Source organism: Pantoea sp. EKM103V (genome assembly GCF_011800365.1).
In the GTDB taxonomy this organism is placed as follows: Bacteria; Pseudomonadota; Gammaproteobacteria; order Enterobacterales; family Enterobacteriaceae; genus Pantoea; species Pantoea anthophila.
This window is the reverse complement of sequence record NZ_JAALFQ010000003.1, coordinates 21,839-37,378: the sequence shown is the minus strand read 5'-3', so window position 1 is coordinate 37,378 and position 15,540 is coordinate 21,839. Positions and strand designations below refer to the sequence as shown.

Annotated in this window: 13 protein-coding genes and 1 pseudogene; 2 read left to right on the top strand and 12 right to left on the bottom strand. The window is 41.5% G+C overall.

Going from position 1 to position 15,540, the window contains the following annotated elements; all coding sequences use genetic code 11:
* Positions 1 to 24: 24 nt before the first annotated feature.
* The 10 genes and pseudogenes from HFD97_RS09130 to HFD97_RS09085 form a co-directional block, all read right to left on the bottom strand.
* Positions 25 to 450 (bottom strand): hypothetical protein, encoded by a 426-nt coding sequence (locus HFD97_RS09130; RefSeq protein ID WP_167431317.1) that lies wholly within the window; start codon positions 448 to 450, stop codon positions 25 to 27.
* Complete coding sequence (locus HFD97_RS09125) at positions 451 to 2,082, bottom strand: DNA-binding protein (protein ID WP_167431316.1); 1,632 nt, start codon at positions 2,080 to 2,082, stop codon at positions 451 to 453.
* Positions 2,079 to 3,392, bottom strand: a complete 1,314-nt coding sequence (locus HFD97_RS09120) for a site-specific integrase (protein WP_167431315.1) — start codon at positions 3,390 to 3,392, stop codon at positions 2,079 to 2,081. Before HFD97_RS09120 ends, HFD97_RS09125 begins: the two co-directional genes overlap by 4 nt.
* Positions 3,379 to 4,599 carry a tyrosine-type recombinase/integrase gene (locus tag HFD97_RS09115; RefSeq protein WP_167431314.1) on the bottom strand — a complete coding sequence of 407 codons (1,221 nt, stop codon included), beginning with the start codon at positions 4,597 to 4,599 and terminating at the stop codon, positions 3,379 to 3,381. The genes HFD97_RS09120 and HFD97_RS09115 overlap by 14 nt, the downstream gene beginning before the upstream one ends.
* A gap of 316 nt (positions 4,600 to 4,915) precedes the next feature.
* The gene (locus HFD97_RS09110) at positions 4,916 to 5,539 is read right to left on the bottom strand and encodes a hypothetical protein (RefSeq protein WP_167431313.1); all 624 of its coding nucleotides are present in this window, start codon (positions 5,537 to 5,539) and stop codon (positions 4,916 to 4,918) included.
* A gap of 40 nt (positions 5,540 to 5,579) precedes the next feature.
* Complete coding sequence (locus tag HFD97_RS09105) at positions 5,580 to 5,792, bottom strand: AlpA family transcriptional regulator (protein WP_111208571.1); 213 nt, start codon at positions 5,790 to 5,792, stop codon at positions 5,580 to 5,582.
* Between the two features lie 281 nt (positions 5,793 to 6,073).
* Positions 6,074 to 8,137 (bottom strand): hypothetical protein, encoded by a 2,064-nt coding sequence (locus HFD97_RS09100; protein WP_167431312.1) that lies wholly within the window; start codon positions 8,135 to 8,137, stop codon positions 6,074 to 6,076.
* Between the two features lie 127 nt (positions 8,138 to 8,264).
* The gene (locus tag HFD97_RS09095) at positions 8,265 to 9,077 is read right to left on the bottom strand and encodes a DUF6387 family protein (protein ID WP_167431311.1); all 813 of its coding nucleotides are present in this window, start codon (positions 9,075 to 9,077) and stop codon (positions 8,265 to 8,267) included.
* 433 nt (positions 9,078 to 9,510) lie between these two features.
* Positions 9,511 to 9,798, bottom strand: a pseudogene (locus HFD97_RS09090) (type VI secretion system contractile sheath small subunit); the annotation flags it as partial.
* A gap of 603 nt (positions 9,799 to 10,401) precedes the next feature.
* The gene (locus HFD97_RS09085) at positions 10,402 to 11,271 is read right to left on the bottom strand and encodes a helix-turn-helix domain-containing protein (protein WP_167431310.1); all 870 of its coding nucleotides are present in this window, start codon (positions 11,269 to 11,271) and stop codon (positions 10,402 to 10,404) included.
* Positions 11,272 to 11,449: 178 nt separating this feature from the next.
* Between HFD97_RS09085 and HFD97_RS09080 the strand changes: the two genes are divergently transcribed.
* Positions 11,450 to 12,349: a DMT family transporter gene (locus HFD97_RS09080; RefSeq protein WP_167431309.1), complete on the top strand. Its 900-nt coding sequence runs from the start codon at positions 11,450 to 11,452 to the stop codon at positions 12,347 to 12,349.
* A gap of 36 nt (positions 12,350 to 12,385) precedes the next feature.
* Here the strand turns inward: HFD97_RS09080 and HFD97_RS09075 are convergent, their stop codons facing one another.
* Positions 12,386 to 12,619 (bottom strand): hypothetical protein, encoded by a 234-nt coding sequence (locus tag HFD97_RS09075; RefSeq protein WP_058958160.1) that lies wholly within the window; start codon positions 12,617 to 12,619, stop codon positions 12,386 to 12,388.
* A gap of 285 nt (positions 12,620 to 12,904) precedes the next feature.
* On the opposite strand from HFD97_RS09075, the gene HFD97_RS09070 reads away from it, so the two are divergent.
* Positions 12,905 to 14,131 carry an OFA family MFS transporter gene (locus HFD97_RS09070; protein WP_033736497.1) on the top strand — a complete coding sequence of 409 codons (1,227 nt, stop codon included), beginning with the start codon at positions 12,905 to 12,907 and terminating at the stop codon, positions 14,129 to 14,131.
* A 35-nt stretch (positions 14,132 to 14,166) separates the two neighbouring features.
* Here the strand turns inward: HFD97_RS09070 and HFD97_RS09065 are convergent, their stop codons facing one another.
* Positions 14,167 to 15,042, bottom strand: a complete 876-nt coding sequence (locus HFD97_RS09065; protein ID WP_009088893.1) for an SMP-30/gluconolactonase/LRE family protein — start codon at positions 15,040 to 15,042, stop codon at positions 14,167 to 14,169.
* Between the last annotated feature and the right edge of the window lie 498 nt (positions 15,043 to 15,540).

Sequence of the window (15,540 nt, the reverse complement as noted above, 5' to 3'; positions counted from 1 at the left end):
CATAATATTCAGTCATGTCAATAGTTAAAACCTATCAATTTCTATTTGAATATCTTTTTTAGGTAAAGGACGATTAAGCTCATCGATTGTTATTTGCTTTAAATGAGAATTATATAGCCATATCTTAAACTGCTCTAAATATTTGTTATTCAATGCTATCAAGGCTTCGTTTTCAGTTTCGAGTCTTTTTATTCTCTGACAAGCAATTTTTAAATTAGCAGGTTTAACCGCACATGTTTCTTTCACACCAGACTTGAGAAGCTTCTTTTTTGAATTAAAACAATCCGCAATTTTAACATGACTACTTAAAGATTGCCTTGAAGGTCTCTTCCCAATAATCTTTATCAACTGGTCACATAAAGCCTCCCAGGTCAGCTTCTCATCGTCATTCCAGGTATTAATAACTTTCATTATCAATTTTTCATCATAACCAGTAATGTGTTTAGCCATTTATACTCCTTTTATTATTTTAGTTTGAAATTTATACCATTTATCAGCATTAACATTCCCATCATTTTTATCATAATTGGTTTTTTCAATAATTTTATTATGTATTACCATTAGTCGTTCATCATCCTTTCCAGAGTCTTGCATTGGATAATAACCACATGGGTCAAAAGCATATGAGTGCTTGCAGTAACCGTGCTTAGTGACAAGCACAGCTCCATTCTTCAATGAATCGAAATCAGTTATTTCCATAACAGCTATTTCTTTTTTCCTATGACTGTTAACGGCTCCGATTGAAGTTTTATCTTTCATGAGATTGATCATTTGTAAGTGTGATCGGTGATCATAGGAAACATTTTGTGAGACCAGCTTCCTCCCAGACCATCTGGCGATGCTAAACTCGTCCATGCCATTGATTTGAGAAAACGTATTGAGTAGATGTCTTAATTGATGGGTCCTAAGCGAATACGGGCTACCATCTTCGTTAATATAACCGTGTCTTTTAAACAAGTTTGTAGTGCCTTTGATACTTGCAAAGGCATCAATATCCGATCTAAAAAACTGAGCAGTGGGTCTGATCAAAGGTGCCAAATGATTGCTCGTTTTCTTACATAATTGTCCCTCAAATAACAGACATAAAGCATTCGAATATTTGATTTTCTTTTCTTCATCATACCAGGGAAAATTTTGAGGCTTTTTAGTAAAGAGTTCATGTTTGTATGACTCAGGGACCTTCCCTTCCATCGTTTTTGCAACAAACCTTGGATGGGTGGACAACTTTCTCAACCGGGCTATGGCCTTTTGAGCGACAGGAACCATTACTGAAGGAATCCATTTGATGTCTCCAGCATACCCCTTCGCTGAAAAAAACCTTAAACCATATCGTTCAATGCCGTTCTCATTATGCTCTGTAATCTCACAATCCGCAGGAAGGCTTAAAATTTCCGAGATTCGTCCTGGTGCACACATCAGTAGTGCAAGAACAGACGTTGTGAAAATGTCCCTCACAGACAGTTGGCTTTCATCTTTTGAGAAAATCTCCGCAATGGCTATGACGGCTTTTATATCTGGTAATTTTGAGTGCCCTTCCAGAGAAGGTTCATAACCTTGCCAACTTTGAGTTATTTTATGCCTTAACGGATTTACCCAAAAAAAGTATGATGAGCTTGTCATTCTGTTTTCACTCAAAAATAAACATAGTTTCTCAAGTTCCTTACCAATGCCAATTGCTGTTAATTTCGTATATTTAGCCGTTGCTACTCTTACACACTCATCAAAAATGTTATTATTACACTTGACCACATTAGCTTCACCGTATGATTTCAATAACACAAACTCAACGATCTTCAACATTGCCAAGGCATTCTGGTTTAACTTTGACTTGTTAAACGAGTGAATATGAAACATATAAGCTTTAGCAAAATCAATAAAACTATCATCTAATCTATCTTTACTATTTCGATTATTGTTGATATCAAACTTATTGAATCTATAACATCCTTTCCATACATTGCTTTTCCATGAACTGGCTAACTTGGAGTTAAAAATATTACTCTTACAAAATTCAATAAAATCATTAACATTTAAATTTGGATTATTAGCATTGATTGGCTCGAATAAAATCACATTGGTCATTCAGAACTCCAGGCTGTAAAGTTTTTGCAGGTAAAACACTCTATGTGTTCGTGTTTAAAATCAGTGAATCCAAAAGAATTTAAAACATATTCTCTAAACAACTTCTTGTTCTGAATGCTATCGCCACCTAGAAAGATCTTTGATAGCGGTTCAAAAAATGAATGAAGTTTCATATCAATATCGTGAACATTGTCTGGGCTATTTTTTACATATATTCCTGATGAGTTAATAGATTTATGGTCTAATGCTTTAGCGATCACTTCAATTGAGGCTCCTTCCTTTGCTAAACGAGATCCAAGCGTATACCTGAATCGTCTTGCATTAAGCCGTATAGCCTCGTCATTCCTTGATGATTTAATGTTGAATTTAGTAGTAAAGTTATTTAGTTTGTTTGAAATAAATGAATTCTTCATGTGTAAAAAATCAGTTGCAATAATGGTATCTAAACTTTGACCAGACTGAATTGATACCGATTTTTTGGTGTCCATGAATATAGGTAATTTATTTTTCATATGAGAAACACTCTGACTAATATTATCTTCAATGTATTTTTGATTCATATTAATCAAGGTTGTTAATTTCTCATAAAGGCAGTCATCGATACTTACCAAGCTAAACTCACTTCTAAAGTCCTTCCTTTGTTTTACTTTCGGTATGTTTAGAAAGCAACCTTCTCCCGTTCTGATGAGATCTTTTGCTTTTAAGGAAGTTAACTGTAATGGCCTCCTTCCCGTGGTTGCTAAAAGAATGACATAGCAATAAAGATACATAGGAATTTTGTCTTCTTTCAACAAGTTGCTGATACTCTCAAGAACGATTTCCAGTTCTTCTCCAGTTAGCGGTCCACTATTTGGATCTCTTCGTTTGACCGCTTCACCTGTCAAATTAGTCTTAACCTTTATTTTTTCCAGCATTGTTAAAGCTGAGGTTTCAACTCCTACATAACCGAGCTTTTTCCACTTCGTTAGAAACTTCTTTATAGAATTTAGTTTATAGTTTTTCTCAGGACCTAAATTAACATTAAGTTGATAAACCGCATTAGCATCTATCGTCTTAATGTCTATCATCCCTAACCATTTACTAAATATCTGGTTGATGTTTTTTGTGTAACCTGCACTGTATTCAGCCGAAAAGCAAGCCAAGGTAGTAAGGTAACCAATACGCATCGACTCTGGCATTTTATCGGCAATCTTATGTGGGAAAATAGAATTCTCTTTATCTAATTGCCATTTGATATCAGAAAGCTTGAAGCTATACACCTGCATCTTTGCAAAAACCAGACTCTCTTTTCTTAGTTCACATGTTTCCATTATATTGACCCTCAGTTATCTTTTTCAAAGATTCATAAACTCTTCCAATAACTTCCTTTTCTTTAATTGATATGTGTTTGAAGTTATAATTCTCTGACATCTTTGAATCTTTGGACCAACCCATTAGATAGCATCTCAATCCTGATTTTCGGCTGACATCTAAATTTGAATTATCAATTTCATTTGAATAAAAATAGTTCCAAGAGTGTCTCAATCTATGTCCTGATAAGTTCTTTAATTCTGGGCTTGATTTTTTAATAGTAGAAATTATTTTTTCATATGCTGAAACAGATAAAGGTTCCCCTACTGTTTTACCTGCACTGTGAGTTACAAATAGAACGTCATGTTTTTTCTTTTTAGTGTATTTATCCCTAAAATTATTTATGTAATCGAAGATCTCTATCACTAACTCGTCTGATAATGGGATTATCCTTTCGCCAGTTTTGACTAATGGCTGATTCAGCCTTCGGTCTTCAATGCAGTCATGTCTTCTAACAATACTCAGTGTGTTATTTCTAGGATTTAGATCATTTACCCTAAGATTTAGTAACTCACCTGCTCTCAACCCACAATTCAGTAACAAGGTAAAAATGAGTCTGTTCCTGACTTGAACCTCCTTCTGAAATGGGTTTTGGCTCCCTTCGACTTCCAACAGCTTAAACAGAATTTTTATTTTTTCTTCACTTATCGATTTGTCAGTTCTGTCATTGATGCTGAGTGAGCGATTTCGCGGGATGTGCGCCTTTATGCTTTCAATGAAACTTTCGACTTCATATCTGGCATGGATTCCCTTCATAGAATGGATCAATCCGCACAACCAATTTAGATAGCTTGAAAAAACGTGTATCCTGTAACTAAAAGTTCGTGTAGCAATCTGCTTTCCTTTTAGTAATCTTACATTCGTGATTTTTTGATGATCGAATCTTTGCTTTGCATACCGTATCAGGTCATCGACTTCGGCTACACTTAGGAACCGCTTGCTTTCAATCCTATCAATGATGTTGATTTTCCTACTTTCCATAAAATTGCTAAGGATAAGTAGATTCGTTGCGACTATCTCCATCGTAGATGCAGTCGCACTTCTGTTCCTGACATTAGTTGTGAGATAAAGGTTCTGATAGTAAACTGGTAGCAGTGTTTCTTTGTTGAGAATTAAGCAACCGCGTTCTCCATTGCTCATAACAAATTTTTTTATTTTGAATGACATTATAATAACCCTCCGAAAACTTTACATTTAGTAATCACTACGGCTTATCATTATTTTATCGATTTAAACTTTGCAATTTTATTTTGTTATTTTTGGATTTATTTATAATCCATTTAGATACTTAAAAAAATTTCTTTCACGTGAAAGAAACCAGTACGGCTAGTAAGTAGTAGTCATACCCGATTCAAGAAGAAAAACTAATAAATCCTTATGGCATAAGTAATACAGCGGTTCCAAAAAAATAATTTGGAAAGTATTCTGTTAAATTTTACTAGTTTTTGATATTAAAACTTTACACTTTTGGAATGATGACATTTTAAATAATAATTTGTATTGCCGTTTGTCCGTTGTAAATATTTTCTACTTCTTTCCAGTATTCCTCTTGAATAACTTTAGCTTTACTGCGGAGTTCATCTCCCATATGAATCATCAATGCTCCTCTTTCCAACATGTCACACAGCAAAATTTTCGTTATATCTTCAGTGCTTAGCTTAAGAAAATTCATGTCATCTGTCATAAATGAATCTTCATCTGGGAGAAGACCCGGCATTGTTTTCACATAATGGTCTAACATCCCTTTTTGCACACTTAAGCTACAGAGCAAGATATGATCTTCGCCCTTTCCAGCCTCTTTTACAGCAATATGAATTTCGTTCTGTGTGATTTTTTTCGATAACTTTCTGAGTAGCTCATTACATTTGATCACTGACAGTATGGTTTCATAGATATAGTTTCGACTATCTTCATTTAACTCAGGTAAAACTTGGAATGGATTGTATTCGCTATCTTCGAGGTAATAGCTTAAACATTCCACGGATTTCTTACTCAATGTATTCACAGGTAATAACCTGATAGCTTTAGCATCGAAAATCTTATCGAAGTTTTTTTGACTCACAAGCCTTGAAAGGTTTCCAATTTTCATGAATTCTTTAATTTCCACGTTGTCCTCACTTTGTCGATGTTGTTCGTCTGGAGCCTAACTATGAAGCTGTTCTCGAATTGCTAATGGTGTCAGAAATCCACTCATCGACTTCAATCTCAATGAAAGCTACAGACCTTGCCCCCAGTTTGATAGGTTTAGGGAATTTATTTTCAGAAATCAATCGGTAAATCCATGCTTTCTTGTAACCTGTTTTATGCATGACTTCTGGTAAGCGGATGAGTCGTGTGGTTTGTTTAGTAGATGTGTTCATGATTGTATCTCCTCGTCTTGTCGATGAGTTGATACTAAGTAGACGGGAACAGGCTTTGAAGGGATTGTGTGGATTTAGTTTTCTGGGGGAACAGATTATAAAAATGTCTGAGGGGTAAAATTTTTCACCCCTTGACTCTTGACATATAATTATATGTGTGAGCGTAACTCAACATTTATTTCATCGAATTTAATCATAAATACTGCATAAATTTCATAAATGATCATTTAATTCGGCTAATTTTTCGTCAAAATTAATTTTAAAATCTAAAAAATAAAATATTAGGACTGACTCTTTAAGAACTTACAATAATCATATACATTCATTATATTGTCCGTATTCATTTTTGTTGATATCAAAAGTTTAATTATAGTAATAAATGACTCATCTTTATATTTATCGACAATTAATTCCAATGGTAAAAAAACAGTTTGAGTTAATATTTTATTTATTTCATTTGGATGTTTGTTACGAAAGCCCTCGATTAAAGCATTCAGCTCGTCTAAATACTTATTCGCTTTCATGAAATCTTTATGACCCTTTTTAACCGAATCTGGTTCGACATCAAAAGTCAACCCAGTTACCGCTGGTAATATCAAGGACGATGGGTTATTCATAATGCTATACCAATTGTTAGTTGATATTGATATTTTTATTATATTTTGTCCATCATATTGAAGAGTCTTATTATCTTTTTCAAACTTAATCTGTTTATACAGCCTGATATTTTTCTCGTGATTAAATAATTGTTTTTGAGAAAAACCAAAAGATAAAATAAAATCCTTTAGTATCTCGGATTCATCACCTGAAAATGCAACTCGTGTTAAATATTTGTTTTTATTTTCAATCAAAATTAAGTCATTATCTGATTTTATTAACAGATCACTTTCTGGATTTTCTTTCTTGGGTGGTGTATACCTTCCAGAAAAAACCTCAAATTTATTTTTCTTTTGAAGGCTTTTAAAAATATTTTCTACTAAATTATCTATGTTACCACCAATTTTAGAATTGATTTCTTTATCAAACTCCCTTCTTATTTTTTCTAACAATGCATTATAGAAATTTAACTTAAAATACTTATACCCAACTAAATAAAACTTTCTTTTGTATTTAACAACAGGGTTTAAGGCGAAAATGTTTTCATTAAATATTAAACTACTCATTGAAGAGTAGTTTTTATTAATTACATCTGCATCTATTGAAAAAAAATCAACTATCTTTGCGTCAGCTTCACTTATAGTTTCTTTCTCTAAAACTAACACATCACTTACTTGCATACCTATAAACTTAAAGAAACTAATCAACTCATTGAAACTAAAACCAAACTTTTCACGAAACATATCAATTTTAATGTTCGGTTCCACAATACCTTTAATATATTCAATCAGTGTTTCATTTTTTAGTGGGTATATGGGGTAGAAGTTTGAGTATAAGACTTGTTTTCTTAAATATTGAGTTAAGTTTGCATTTGAAATCCCAGCTATAGCAAACCTACTTTCTTTAAGTTGATATAATGATATAAATGCATTCATTAACTCAAACACATTAATTATTTTTTCATTTTTGCTTATTTTATGGTTTGATTTTGCTATGTTTTTCACCATCATATTTATGATGTATTTGTATGGTAAAGTCTTCTCTATTCTATTTTTTCTTTTTTCATTTTCATATATAGAAAAAATCAACCTCAAACCTTGAAATAAGTTTAGACTACGTAATTTTTTTTCGATTTTACTTACAATCCTTTCCTCTTGACCCTCAGTGAAACAAACAATTCCATCTTTGAAAGATATAATTTCACTGATCTTTTCTTCGATCAATTTCACAGCGATTACTAAATTTGGCAAATCATCAAACCCTTCAATTTTATAAGCGTTCTCGTCGCATCTGCTTGAATAATAGCTCTGATTTAGAAGATTTCTCACATATAACATCTTTAACAAATCTCTCCAAAAAATTAAATTAGAAAACGATGGTAAACCACTCCCTTTATAAAGGCCATAGTAATTTATCCCGTCTGATAGGGATATGTATAAAAGAGCTTTTTCTTTTGTTATGTTACCACTCAAGAAATCAATTTCTAACTGCTTTGTTGTATTTTCTAAAACATCTTTAGTAATTTTATCTTGCGCATTGAAACCTACTATATATTCCTTTAATAAAAAATCAAATTCATTCCAATCATTTACATTCATTCCTCCGTATTTCAAATTATAATCCGCATATACTTTCCCTTTAACATTCAAGTCATTTTTTTTCATCTCAATTAGTTGCAAAAAATAGTGTTCATTACTACTCATCATCTCATCGACTAACTTTATAAAAGCTGAGGTATTATTTTCCATCAACGCAATTCCTTTTTATTTAAATATCAAACTCAATCATTTAAACAATCTAAAAACAATGGATAGAAATTTTAACAATCGGCATCATTTTCCATATAAAATTTCCATGACTTTCCCTTAATGACATTTAGTTTAAATTTCTTAAACCTACGATAGGAATATCTTTAATATGACTATTTTTATTAATAAAACTTTCAATATTTTTGCAAGTCTCACCTGACAATGCTTTTTCAGCTATTGGACGATCTGTATCCTTGAGTTGCTCATCTCCTCGAACCTCATCTGTGAGCTTTGGATAAAGCACTCTGGAAAGGATGGTGTTTGAAAGAAAGACATCATTTAACTTAGCCCACATGAGCAGATCAATCATTGGAAGGATACGGTAGTCAACCAACTTTAGAATCTTTCCAAGACCGAAAGCCTCTTGCTTCCTGTCCTTGATTCCATACTCTTTCCTCCATACCGGAAGTAGTGCACGAAGCGAGCCTATGATTTCTTCATCTGATGAGCTTTCGAGGTCAAAGTGTGTATACACACGGCTTTCATTGGTTCTCATAAAAACGGCTCTCATACTTTGAGTTAGTGTCTGCTCTTTGACCTCTTTCTTAAGTTGATTTGTTCCTTTGACAAACGATTCCTGAGAGAACATCCCAAGAGATCTTTTGAGTGCTTCAACATGATTGAAAGTGACTTGTCGTATGTGTGTTTGGCTTTCCGTCAGATGAGTGTTGCTATCAAACGTTTTACTGATTAAGGGCTTACCTGCAAGGATCTGGTCAAAATAAACATCCCCTTCTCCAAAAAACTCAATTGAGTCGAGGATGTTCTTTCTGACCTGTAACTCCTTATGTAATCCTTTCAAAGTGCAAGACTCAACATCAACATAGTTGTCGTAGTTAAACCAAGCCTGTAGCTCTTTGTAGATCTGAACCGTATCCATACCGAGGCCTTACATTTGTGTTTTATAGCTCAATGTAGAAGTCAGCTCATCATCACCTTGAACCAGCTCTTCAATCAACAAGCTGTGAAACAGTAACAACGGCTGATAAAATTGAGTATAATTAAGACGCTTTTTTCAGTGTCTCACAACAGTTTTTAAGGTTATTTTTGAGTGTTGGTATCTATGATGGTATAAAAGGTTTAACTTCAATTAAAACCTTTAAAATCAGTAAATTAACCACTAGTTCGATTTCTGCAGGGGACAATATCTGCCCTCTCCTTTACACCTGCCCGCATTACAACACCTGCTTTTTACCGGCGCGATAAATCCTCACTGGTTAACCTGATCAGAGTGCTGTCCATGACGTTTCGTCACGCAACGAGTCTGACCCGGTAATACGATTTCCGGAATGTCTTTCGGGCAGGCATTGAGCAAAGTCTGCAGAACATTCATCCGCGCTGACTGCATCGCGGTCAAGTGTGTTTTTAACGGTCAGATTGACGTTTGGGGAATATTCGGAAAGCACTGCGTCAAAGTTATTTTTGTTGAGATTAACTTTCTTACGCTCAGACAGGGGTGCAGATTCCTGACCATGACTGAAGTCACCCGCCACCAGTAATTTAAGGGGGAGTTCCGTTTTCTTGCTTGCGCCCCCCGTATGCAAATCGAGTTTCAAATTAATACGTGCCTTCGGCACTTCACTCTGGAAACTATCCGACATCTCATCATCCCTCAGATTATCGCTACATGGATTTTTCAGACTAAAGCTATAGACGCACGATAATAGAATAATGATCGAGATAAGATCAAATATTAAGATCATTACGCTATTTACTAAACATATTAAGAATTTTCTGCTGAATTTTAATAGCGGTGATTGTCGCCATACCAGCGATTTGAGCCAGAAGTGAGCGATTAAATAAACATTTATGTTGTTGCAGTGAAAACGAACGAAAAATTACGCGTAACTGGTTATGGCATTGATTTGCATCAATACAGCTACACCAAAAAGAGTCATTGACTGACTGAAGGAGCATTCTGGAACAGAAGATATAAAGGCGGAAAGAAACGTCGGACGTTATAACGCGGGCTGACAGGAGAAACTGTAGAATATTCCTAAGAAAGATGTCCAGAATGACATCGAATTTTTATTAAGAAAAGCGTGCCTGATTTAATGCGATAATTGCAGGAACCGCTGGTGAGAATAGATTTAAACCCTCCCCCACACCCAGCCAGCGCGGTGATTTACGCCACCAGAAGATACCGATTCACGCACTCTTTAAAACGCGGCCGGATATCATTTAAAACGTTTTTAAAACCGCCTTCAGCTCTGCGCCCGACGGCAGGCGGAGGGCGTCATGCCATAAACCTGGCGGAACCGATGACTGAAATGCGCGGAAGAGTGAAAACCACACTGAAAGGCAATTTCGGTCAGTGTCAGATCGGGACGTGCCAGCAAAGCGTGTGCGCGTGCCATCCGACGCTGCATCACAAACTGGTGTGGCGCTGCGCCGGTGGTGTGCCGGGACATGCGGGCAAAGTGAAACTCGCTGAGCGCCGCTTCCTGGGCCAGCACCGCCAGGGTTAAAGGCTGGTCGAGATGGGTTTCAATAAAGTCCAGCACCCGCCGTAACACCGCCGGTGCCAGGCCGCCCCGCACCTGGGGCAGCTGCCACTGCACGTCGCTGTAGTGCTGCAACAGGTGGGTCAGCAGTAAGGTGGAGGCGCTGCTCAGCATCACCTGACTGGCAGGCTGCTGCCAGTCGCAGCTCAGCAGAAAGTGTCGGTAAAGCTGCGTGATACGGTCGTCAGCAGAAAAGATTTTCTCATGCAGGGTTAACTGTGCCGGGCTGCGATCCCATACCCGCTCAGCCAGTTGTCGCAGCTGCGTCTCACTGCAGTAGAGATGGACAAAGGCGAGATCGGCCCGCAGGTCCCAGGTCGACTCGGTGCCGGCAGGCATCAGACAGAAGCGATCCGGTGCCCCACCGTTGCGCCAGCCATGCGCAGTTTTGTGCCAGGTGTCATATCCCCCCGCGACATAGAGGCTCAGCGTGTGGTGATCGCTGAAGTTGGTGACACGATCGCCACTGTTAAACCAGGCGGCCAGCTGAATGCCGCTGTGAAGCTGCACCTGATCACGCAGTTGGGCTTTCTGGCGCTGCAGCATTTCAAAAGTCTGATAAACAGGCATCGGGGTCGCATTTCAGGTTGAACAGAGTGCCAGTTTACGGACAACGCGGGACAGAAAACAGGTCACATCGGGACGACACAGAAAAATGCGCAAGATTTTGCAAACTCCGCGCAATCCGCTGTAAGACCTGATTGCCGTACCGGGGCAGACTCCGCGTTTTAACGTGGAGATTCAGGCCATGAACCTGTTTTTATATCTTTCTGTGGTGGTGATCTGGGGCACAACCTGGATTGCGATTTATGCGCAACAGTCTGCGGGCGCCAGCGCGGTGACCGTCGCGGTTTTCTGGCGTTTTTTACTGGCCTCGGTGGTGATGCTGCTTCTGCTTAAGCTGATAAAGCGGCTGGATAAGCTGACCCTGCGCGATCATCTCTTCTGTCTGCTGCAGGGCTGCTGCGTGTTTGGCTTCAATTTTGTCTGTTTCTATTACGCTTCGGGATATATCAGCAGTGGTCTGGAGTCGGTCATCTTCTCCATGGCGGTGATCTATAACGCCATTAACAGCTGGATATTTTTCCGTCAGCGCCCTTCCGCGCGACTGCTTCCGGCTATGATACTGGGGATTGCAGGCATTGTGGCGCTGTTCTGGCACGATCTGCGCAACACAGAGACCTCTGCGGGCCTGCTATGGGGCATTGGATTAAGTGCGCTGGGCACGCTGGGATTCTCATTCGGCAATATGATCAGTCAGCGGCATCAGCGTCTGCATCGTGACGTGCTGACCACCAACAGCTATGGCATGTTGTACGGCGCGTTAATGATGGCGCTGGTTTCACTGCTTCAGGGGGTTTCACTGCAGCCGACGTGGAACGCGCAATGGACAGGCGCGGTAAGCTATCTGGCGATTGTGGGATCGGTGATGGGGTTTGGTGCGTACTTTACGCTGGTGGGTCGCATCGGTGCCAGCCGGGCGGCCTACACGACGGTGCTGTTTCCGCTGGTCGCGCTGGCACTGTCAACCCGCTATGAGGGATATGAGTGGCACGCCAGTGCCATCCCTGGCCTTGTCATGATTTTGCTGGGCAATGTCGTGATGTTTGCCCGCTGGCCGCTCAGCGTTAGTCGGGCGACCGTCTGACAGAGATGCGGGCGTAGCGCCCGCATGGGCTGACTGTTATGCCCACGACTGCGGGAGGAGTTGCTGCGGCTGATTGATCGCTTTGCGCGCAATCCAGTAGAGCAGAACACGCTCATCGTCACTGTCACGGTCAGCCATCGACAGCAGCTTGAGTGCCAGCGTCGATTTCGTCACAGGCTGCTGTTCTGTACTGAGTTCAACCACGGCCTGACCGATGATGCAGCAGACTTCGTCTTCACTGGTAGTGGATTCATATGTCCGGTCTTTCATATTTCCTCCTGTTGAGTGAACCCCTATCCTGGCAAAAGATCCGGAAACCTGCTTACAGAAACAGCAGTGTGAAACATTATCTTACCGCTCATTACGCTTACTCATCAGGTTGCCGCTTTGGTTACCTTCAGCGCGACCTCACAGAGAGTGCACAATGCCATTCATACCCGCTGAATGGCATTTCATTCCCTGATCCGTTCCGTTCATGCGTTTGCTACGCCTGCGCGCGCGTTAGTGCTTTATTCTGACCGCAGTTTCCAGATTCCCGGACGGGAGAGATAAATGATGAACCAGACGCAGCAGGCTTCATACCAGCGTTCCCGCTGGCTTACATTGTTCGGCACCGTAATCACTCAGTTCGCGCTGGGGTCAGTCTACACATGGAGTCTTTTCAACGGCCAGCTCTCCCACAAGCTGAATGCACCGATCAGTCAGGTGGCTTTTTCGTTTGGCCTGCTGAGTCTGGGGCTGGCAATTGCCTCGTCACTGGCCGGTAAATTACAGGAACGTTTTGGCGTACGCCGCGTCACGATCGGAGCCGGTGTGCTAATGGCGGTCGGCTTCTGGCTGACCGCCCAGGCTGATAACCTGATGATGCTCTATTTCAGCGCCGGGTTGCTGGTGGGTCTGGCCGATGGGGCGGGTTACCTGATGACGCTGTCAAACTGCGTGAAGTGGTTCCCGGAGCGCAAAGGGATGATCTCTGCCTGTGCCATTGGCGCATATGGCCTGGGCAGTCTTGGATTCAAGTTCATCTGCGGCGCTCTGCTGGCCTCGGTGGGTCTGGAGCAGACCTTTATGATCTGGGGCGTGCTGGCCATGTCGATGATTATCCTGGGGGCTTTGCTGATGCGCGATGCGCCTCTGCAGGAAAACAGCAGCAGCCAGCGAGGTCAGCAACAGGCGCGTGATTATACGCTGGCACAATCGGTGCGTATGCCGCAGTACTGGATGCTGGCGCTGATGTTCCTGACCGCCTGCATGAGTGGTCTCTATGTTATCGGGGTGGCTAAAGACATCGGTGAAGGCCTGGTGCATCTGACCACCCAGACTGCCGCCAGTGCCGTCACCGTGATCGCCATCGCTAACCTGAGCGGCCGTCTGGTGCTGGGCGTGCTGTCCGACCGGATGATGCGCATCCGGGTGATTTCGCTGGCGCAGATAGTGTCGCTGATTGGGATGAGCGTGCTGCTTTTCACCCGGATGAATGAGAGCACTTTCTTCCTGTCACTCGCCTGTGTGGCCTTCAGCTTTGGCGGAACCATCACGGTATTCCCTTCGCTGGTCAGTGACTTCTTCGGCCTTAATAACCTGACCAAAAACTATGGCCTGCTCTATCTCGGCTTTGGCATCGGCAGCGTACTGGGCTCACTGGTTGCCTCACTGTTTGGCGGTTTCACGGTGACATTCAGCCTGATTATGACGCTGCTGGTCATCTCCCTGTTCCTGTCACTCACTATCCGTCTGCCACAGCGTACGGTTGCGCCAGCACCGGTATTGCAGCGTCACTGATCCTGTCGGGCCGTGTTGCCACGGCCCAATCATCCTCAGCCGCGGAAACGCGGCTCTGCCACACCCGCCACGGCCACGTCCACAGCAAAGAGATCGCCCGACAGGGGATAGCGCGCCAGCTCCTCCTCCGTTCGATCTTCCCGTGAGCTGGTGATAAACAGCGTTTTAAGGTCGGCGCCGCCAAAGGCCACCATGGTTGGCCACTTCACCGGCAGCAGGATCTCATCGACGATTTCACTGCTCTGCGGGTCGATACGCACCACACGTCCGCCATCGAACTGGGCTGACCAGTAAAATCCTTCGCTATCCACCGCAGCACCATCCGGTAGCCCCCCTTTCGCATCGAAGCGCCGGAATACCGTACGTTCGCCCGGTTCACCCTGCTCATCTAAAGGATAGCGATAGAGGGTCTCGTTCGGCGTGTCACTGTGATACATCCAGCGCCGATCGGGGGAGAAAGCCAGCCCGTTAGAGATTTTGATGTCGCGCGCTTTCACCTCCAGCGTCAGGTCGGGCGTGACGCGGCAAAGCAGGCCGCCATTTTTATCCTGCGGCTCCCACAGGCTGCCACACCAGAAATTGCCCCAGGGATCGACGCGTCCATCATTGAACCGGCTTAACGGCGCGTCACCCGGATTTTCGGCAATCTTTTTTTCAGGCCGGCCCTGTGCGTCCAGCAGCCAGACGCCGTTACGCAAGGCGGCGATCAGTCCACCCTGCTCGCGCAGACCAATGCAGCCTACCTCTTCCGCCTGCGGAAAAGTCTGCAGTTCACCGCTGGCCGGGTCGAAACGGTGAATCGCCGGTGCCAGAATATCGACACTCCACAACACCTGTTCTTCCACTGACCAGAGCGGACATTCGCCCAGCTCAGCCTGTAATGCCAGAATATGTCTTACTTCATGTGCCATGTTTTTCTCCCGTTAAACTGACCTGCTAATAATGTAGTGATAAAAACGGTCAGATGAGAATTATTTTCGCTTGATTTTAAGAAGATTCTCTCTGATAGTGTTTATTATTCAGCCCATTCTGATTTATTTATTTTCAGCCGCCGCAGAAAAGATCGCGCTGAAATATTCCGTCATATCTGTTTAACTAACTCTACAAAGCCTGCATTCTCACTCCACTTTTCCGTCGTAATGTCATAGTCATTGGAAAAGAGGAGACGCTTCCGATGAAGAGATTAATTAAAGTCGCTTCGGTGGTAACGCTGATGACCTTATTAAGCGGTTGTATCATCAGCCCGAGGCACGACAACGGCTGGCACCATGGAGGTGGCGGGTATCACGGAGGCTATTACGGAGGTCATCACGGAGGGTATCATGGCGGTCACCATCGCCATTAACGGGCAAAGATGTCACACAGCATAAAATAAAAATATAAAATCGTCAGGGCGGGATAATTATCCC

Bases quoted from the DNA above. Each gene is read 5' to 3' on its own strand.
- HFD97_RS09130 (WP_167431317.1), bottom strand. From the start codon at position 450: ATGGCTAAACACATTACTGGTTATGATGAAAAATTGATAATGAAAGTT.
- HFD97_RS09125 (WP_167431316.1), bottom strand. From the start codon at position 2,082: ATGACCAATGTGATTTTATTCGAGCCAATCAATGCTAATAATCCAAAT.
- HFD97_RS09120 (WP_167431315.1), bottom strand. From the start codon at position 3,392: ATGGAAACATGTGAACTAAGAAAAGAGAGTCTGGTTTTTGCAAAGATG.
- HFD97_RS09115 (WP_167431314.1), bottom strand. From the start codon at position 4,599: ATGTCATTCAAAATAAAAAAATTTGTTATGAGCAATGGAGAACGCGGT.
- HFD97_RS09105 (WP_111208571.1), bottom strand. From the start codon at position 5,792: ATGAACACATCTACTAAACAAACCACACGACTCATCCGCTTACCAGAA.
- HFD97_RS09100 (WP_167431312.1), bottom strand. From the start codon at position 8,137: ATGGAAAATAATACCTCAGCTTTTATAAAGTTAGTCGATGAGATGATG.
- HFD97_RS09095 (WP_167431311.1), bottom strand. From the start codon at position 9,077: ATGGATACGGTTCAGATCTACAAAGAGCTACAGGCTTGGTTTAACTAC.
- HFD97_RS09085 (WP_167431310.1), bottom strand. From the start codon at position 11,271: ATGCCTGTTTATCAGACTTTTGAAATGCTGCAGCGCCAGAAAGCCCAA.
- HFD97_RS09080 (WP_167431309.1), top strand. From the start codon at position 11,450: ATGAACCTGTTTTTATATCTTTCTGTGGTGGTGATCTGGGGCACAACC.
- HFD97_RS09075 (WP_058958160.1), bottom strand. From the start codon at position 12,619: ATGAAAGACCGGACATATGAATCCACTACCAGTGAAGACGAAGTCTGC.
- HFD97_RS09070 (WP_033736497.1), top strand. From the start codon at position 12,905: ATGAACCAGACGCAGCAGGCTTCATACCAGCGTTCCCGCTGGCTTACA.
- HFD97_RS09065 (WP_009088893.1), bottom strand. From the start codon at position 15,042: ATGGCACATGAAGTAAGACATATTCTGGCATTACAGGCTGAGCTGGGC.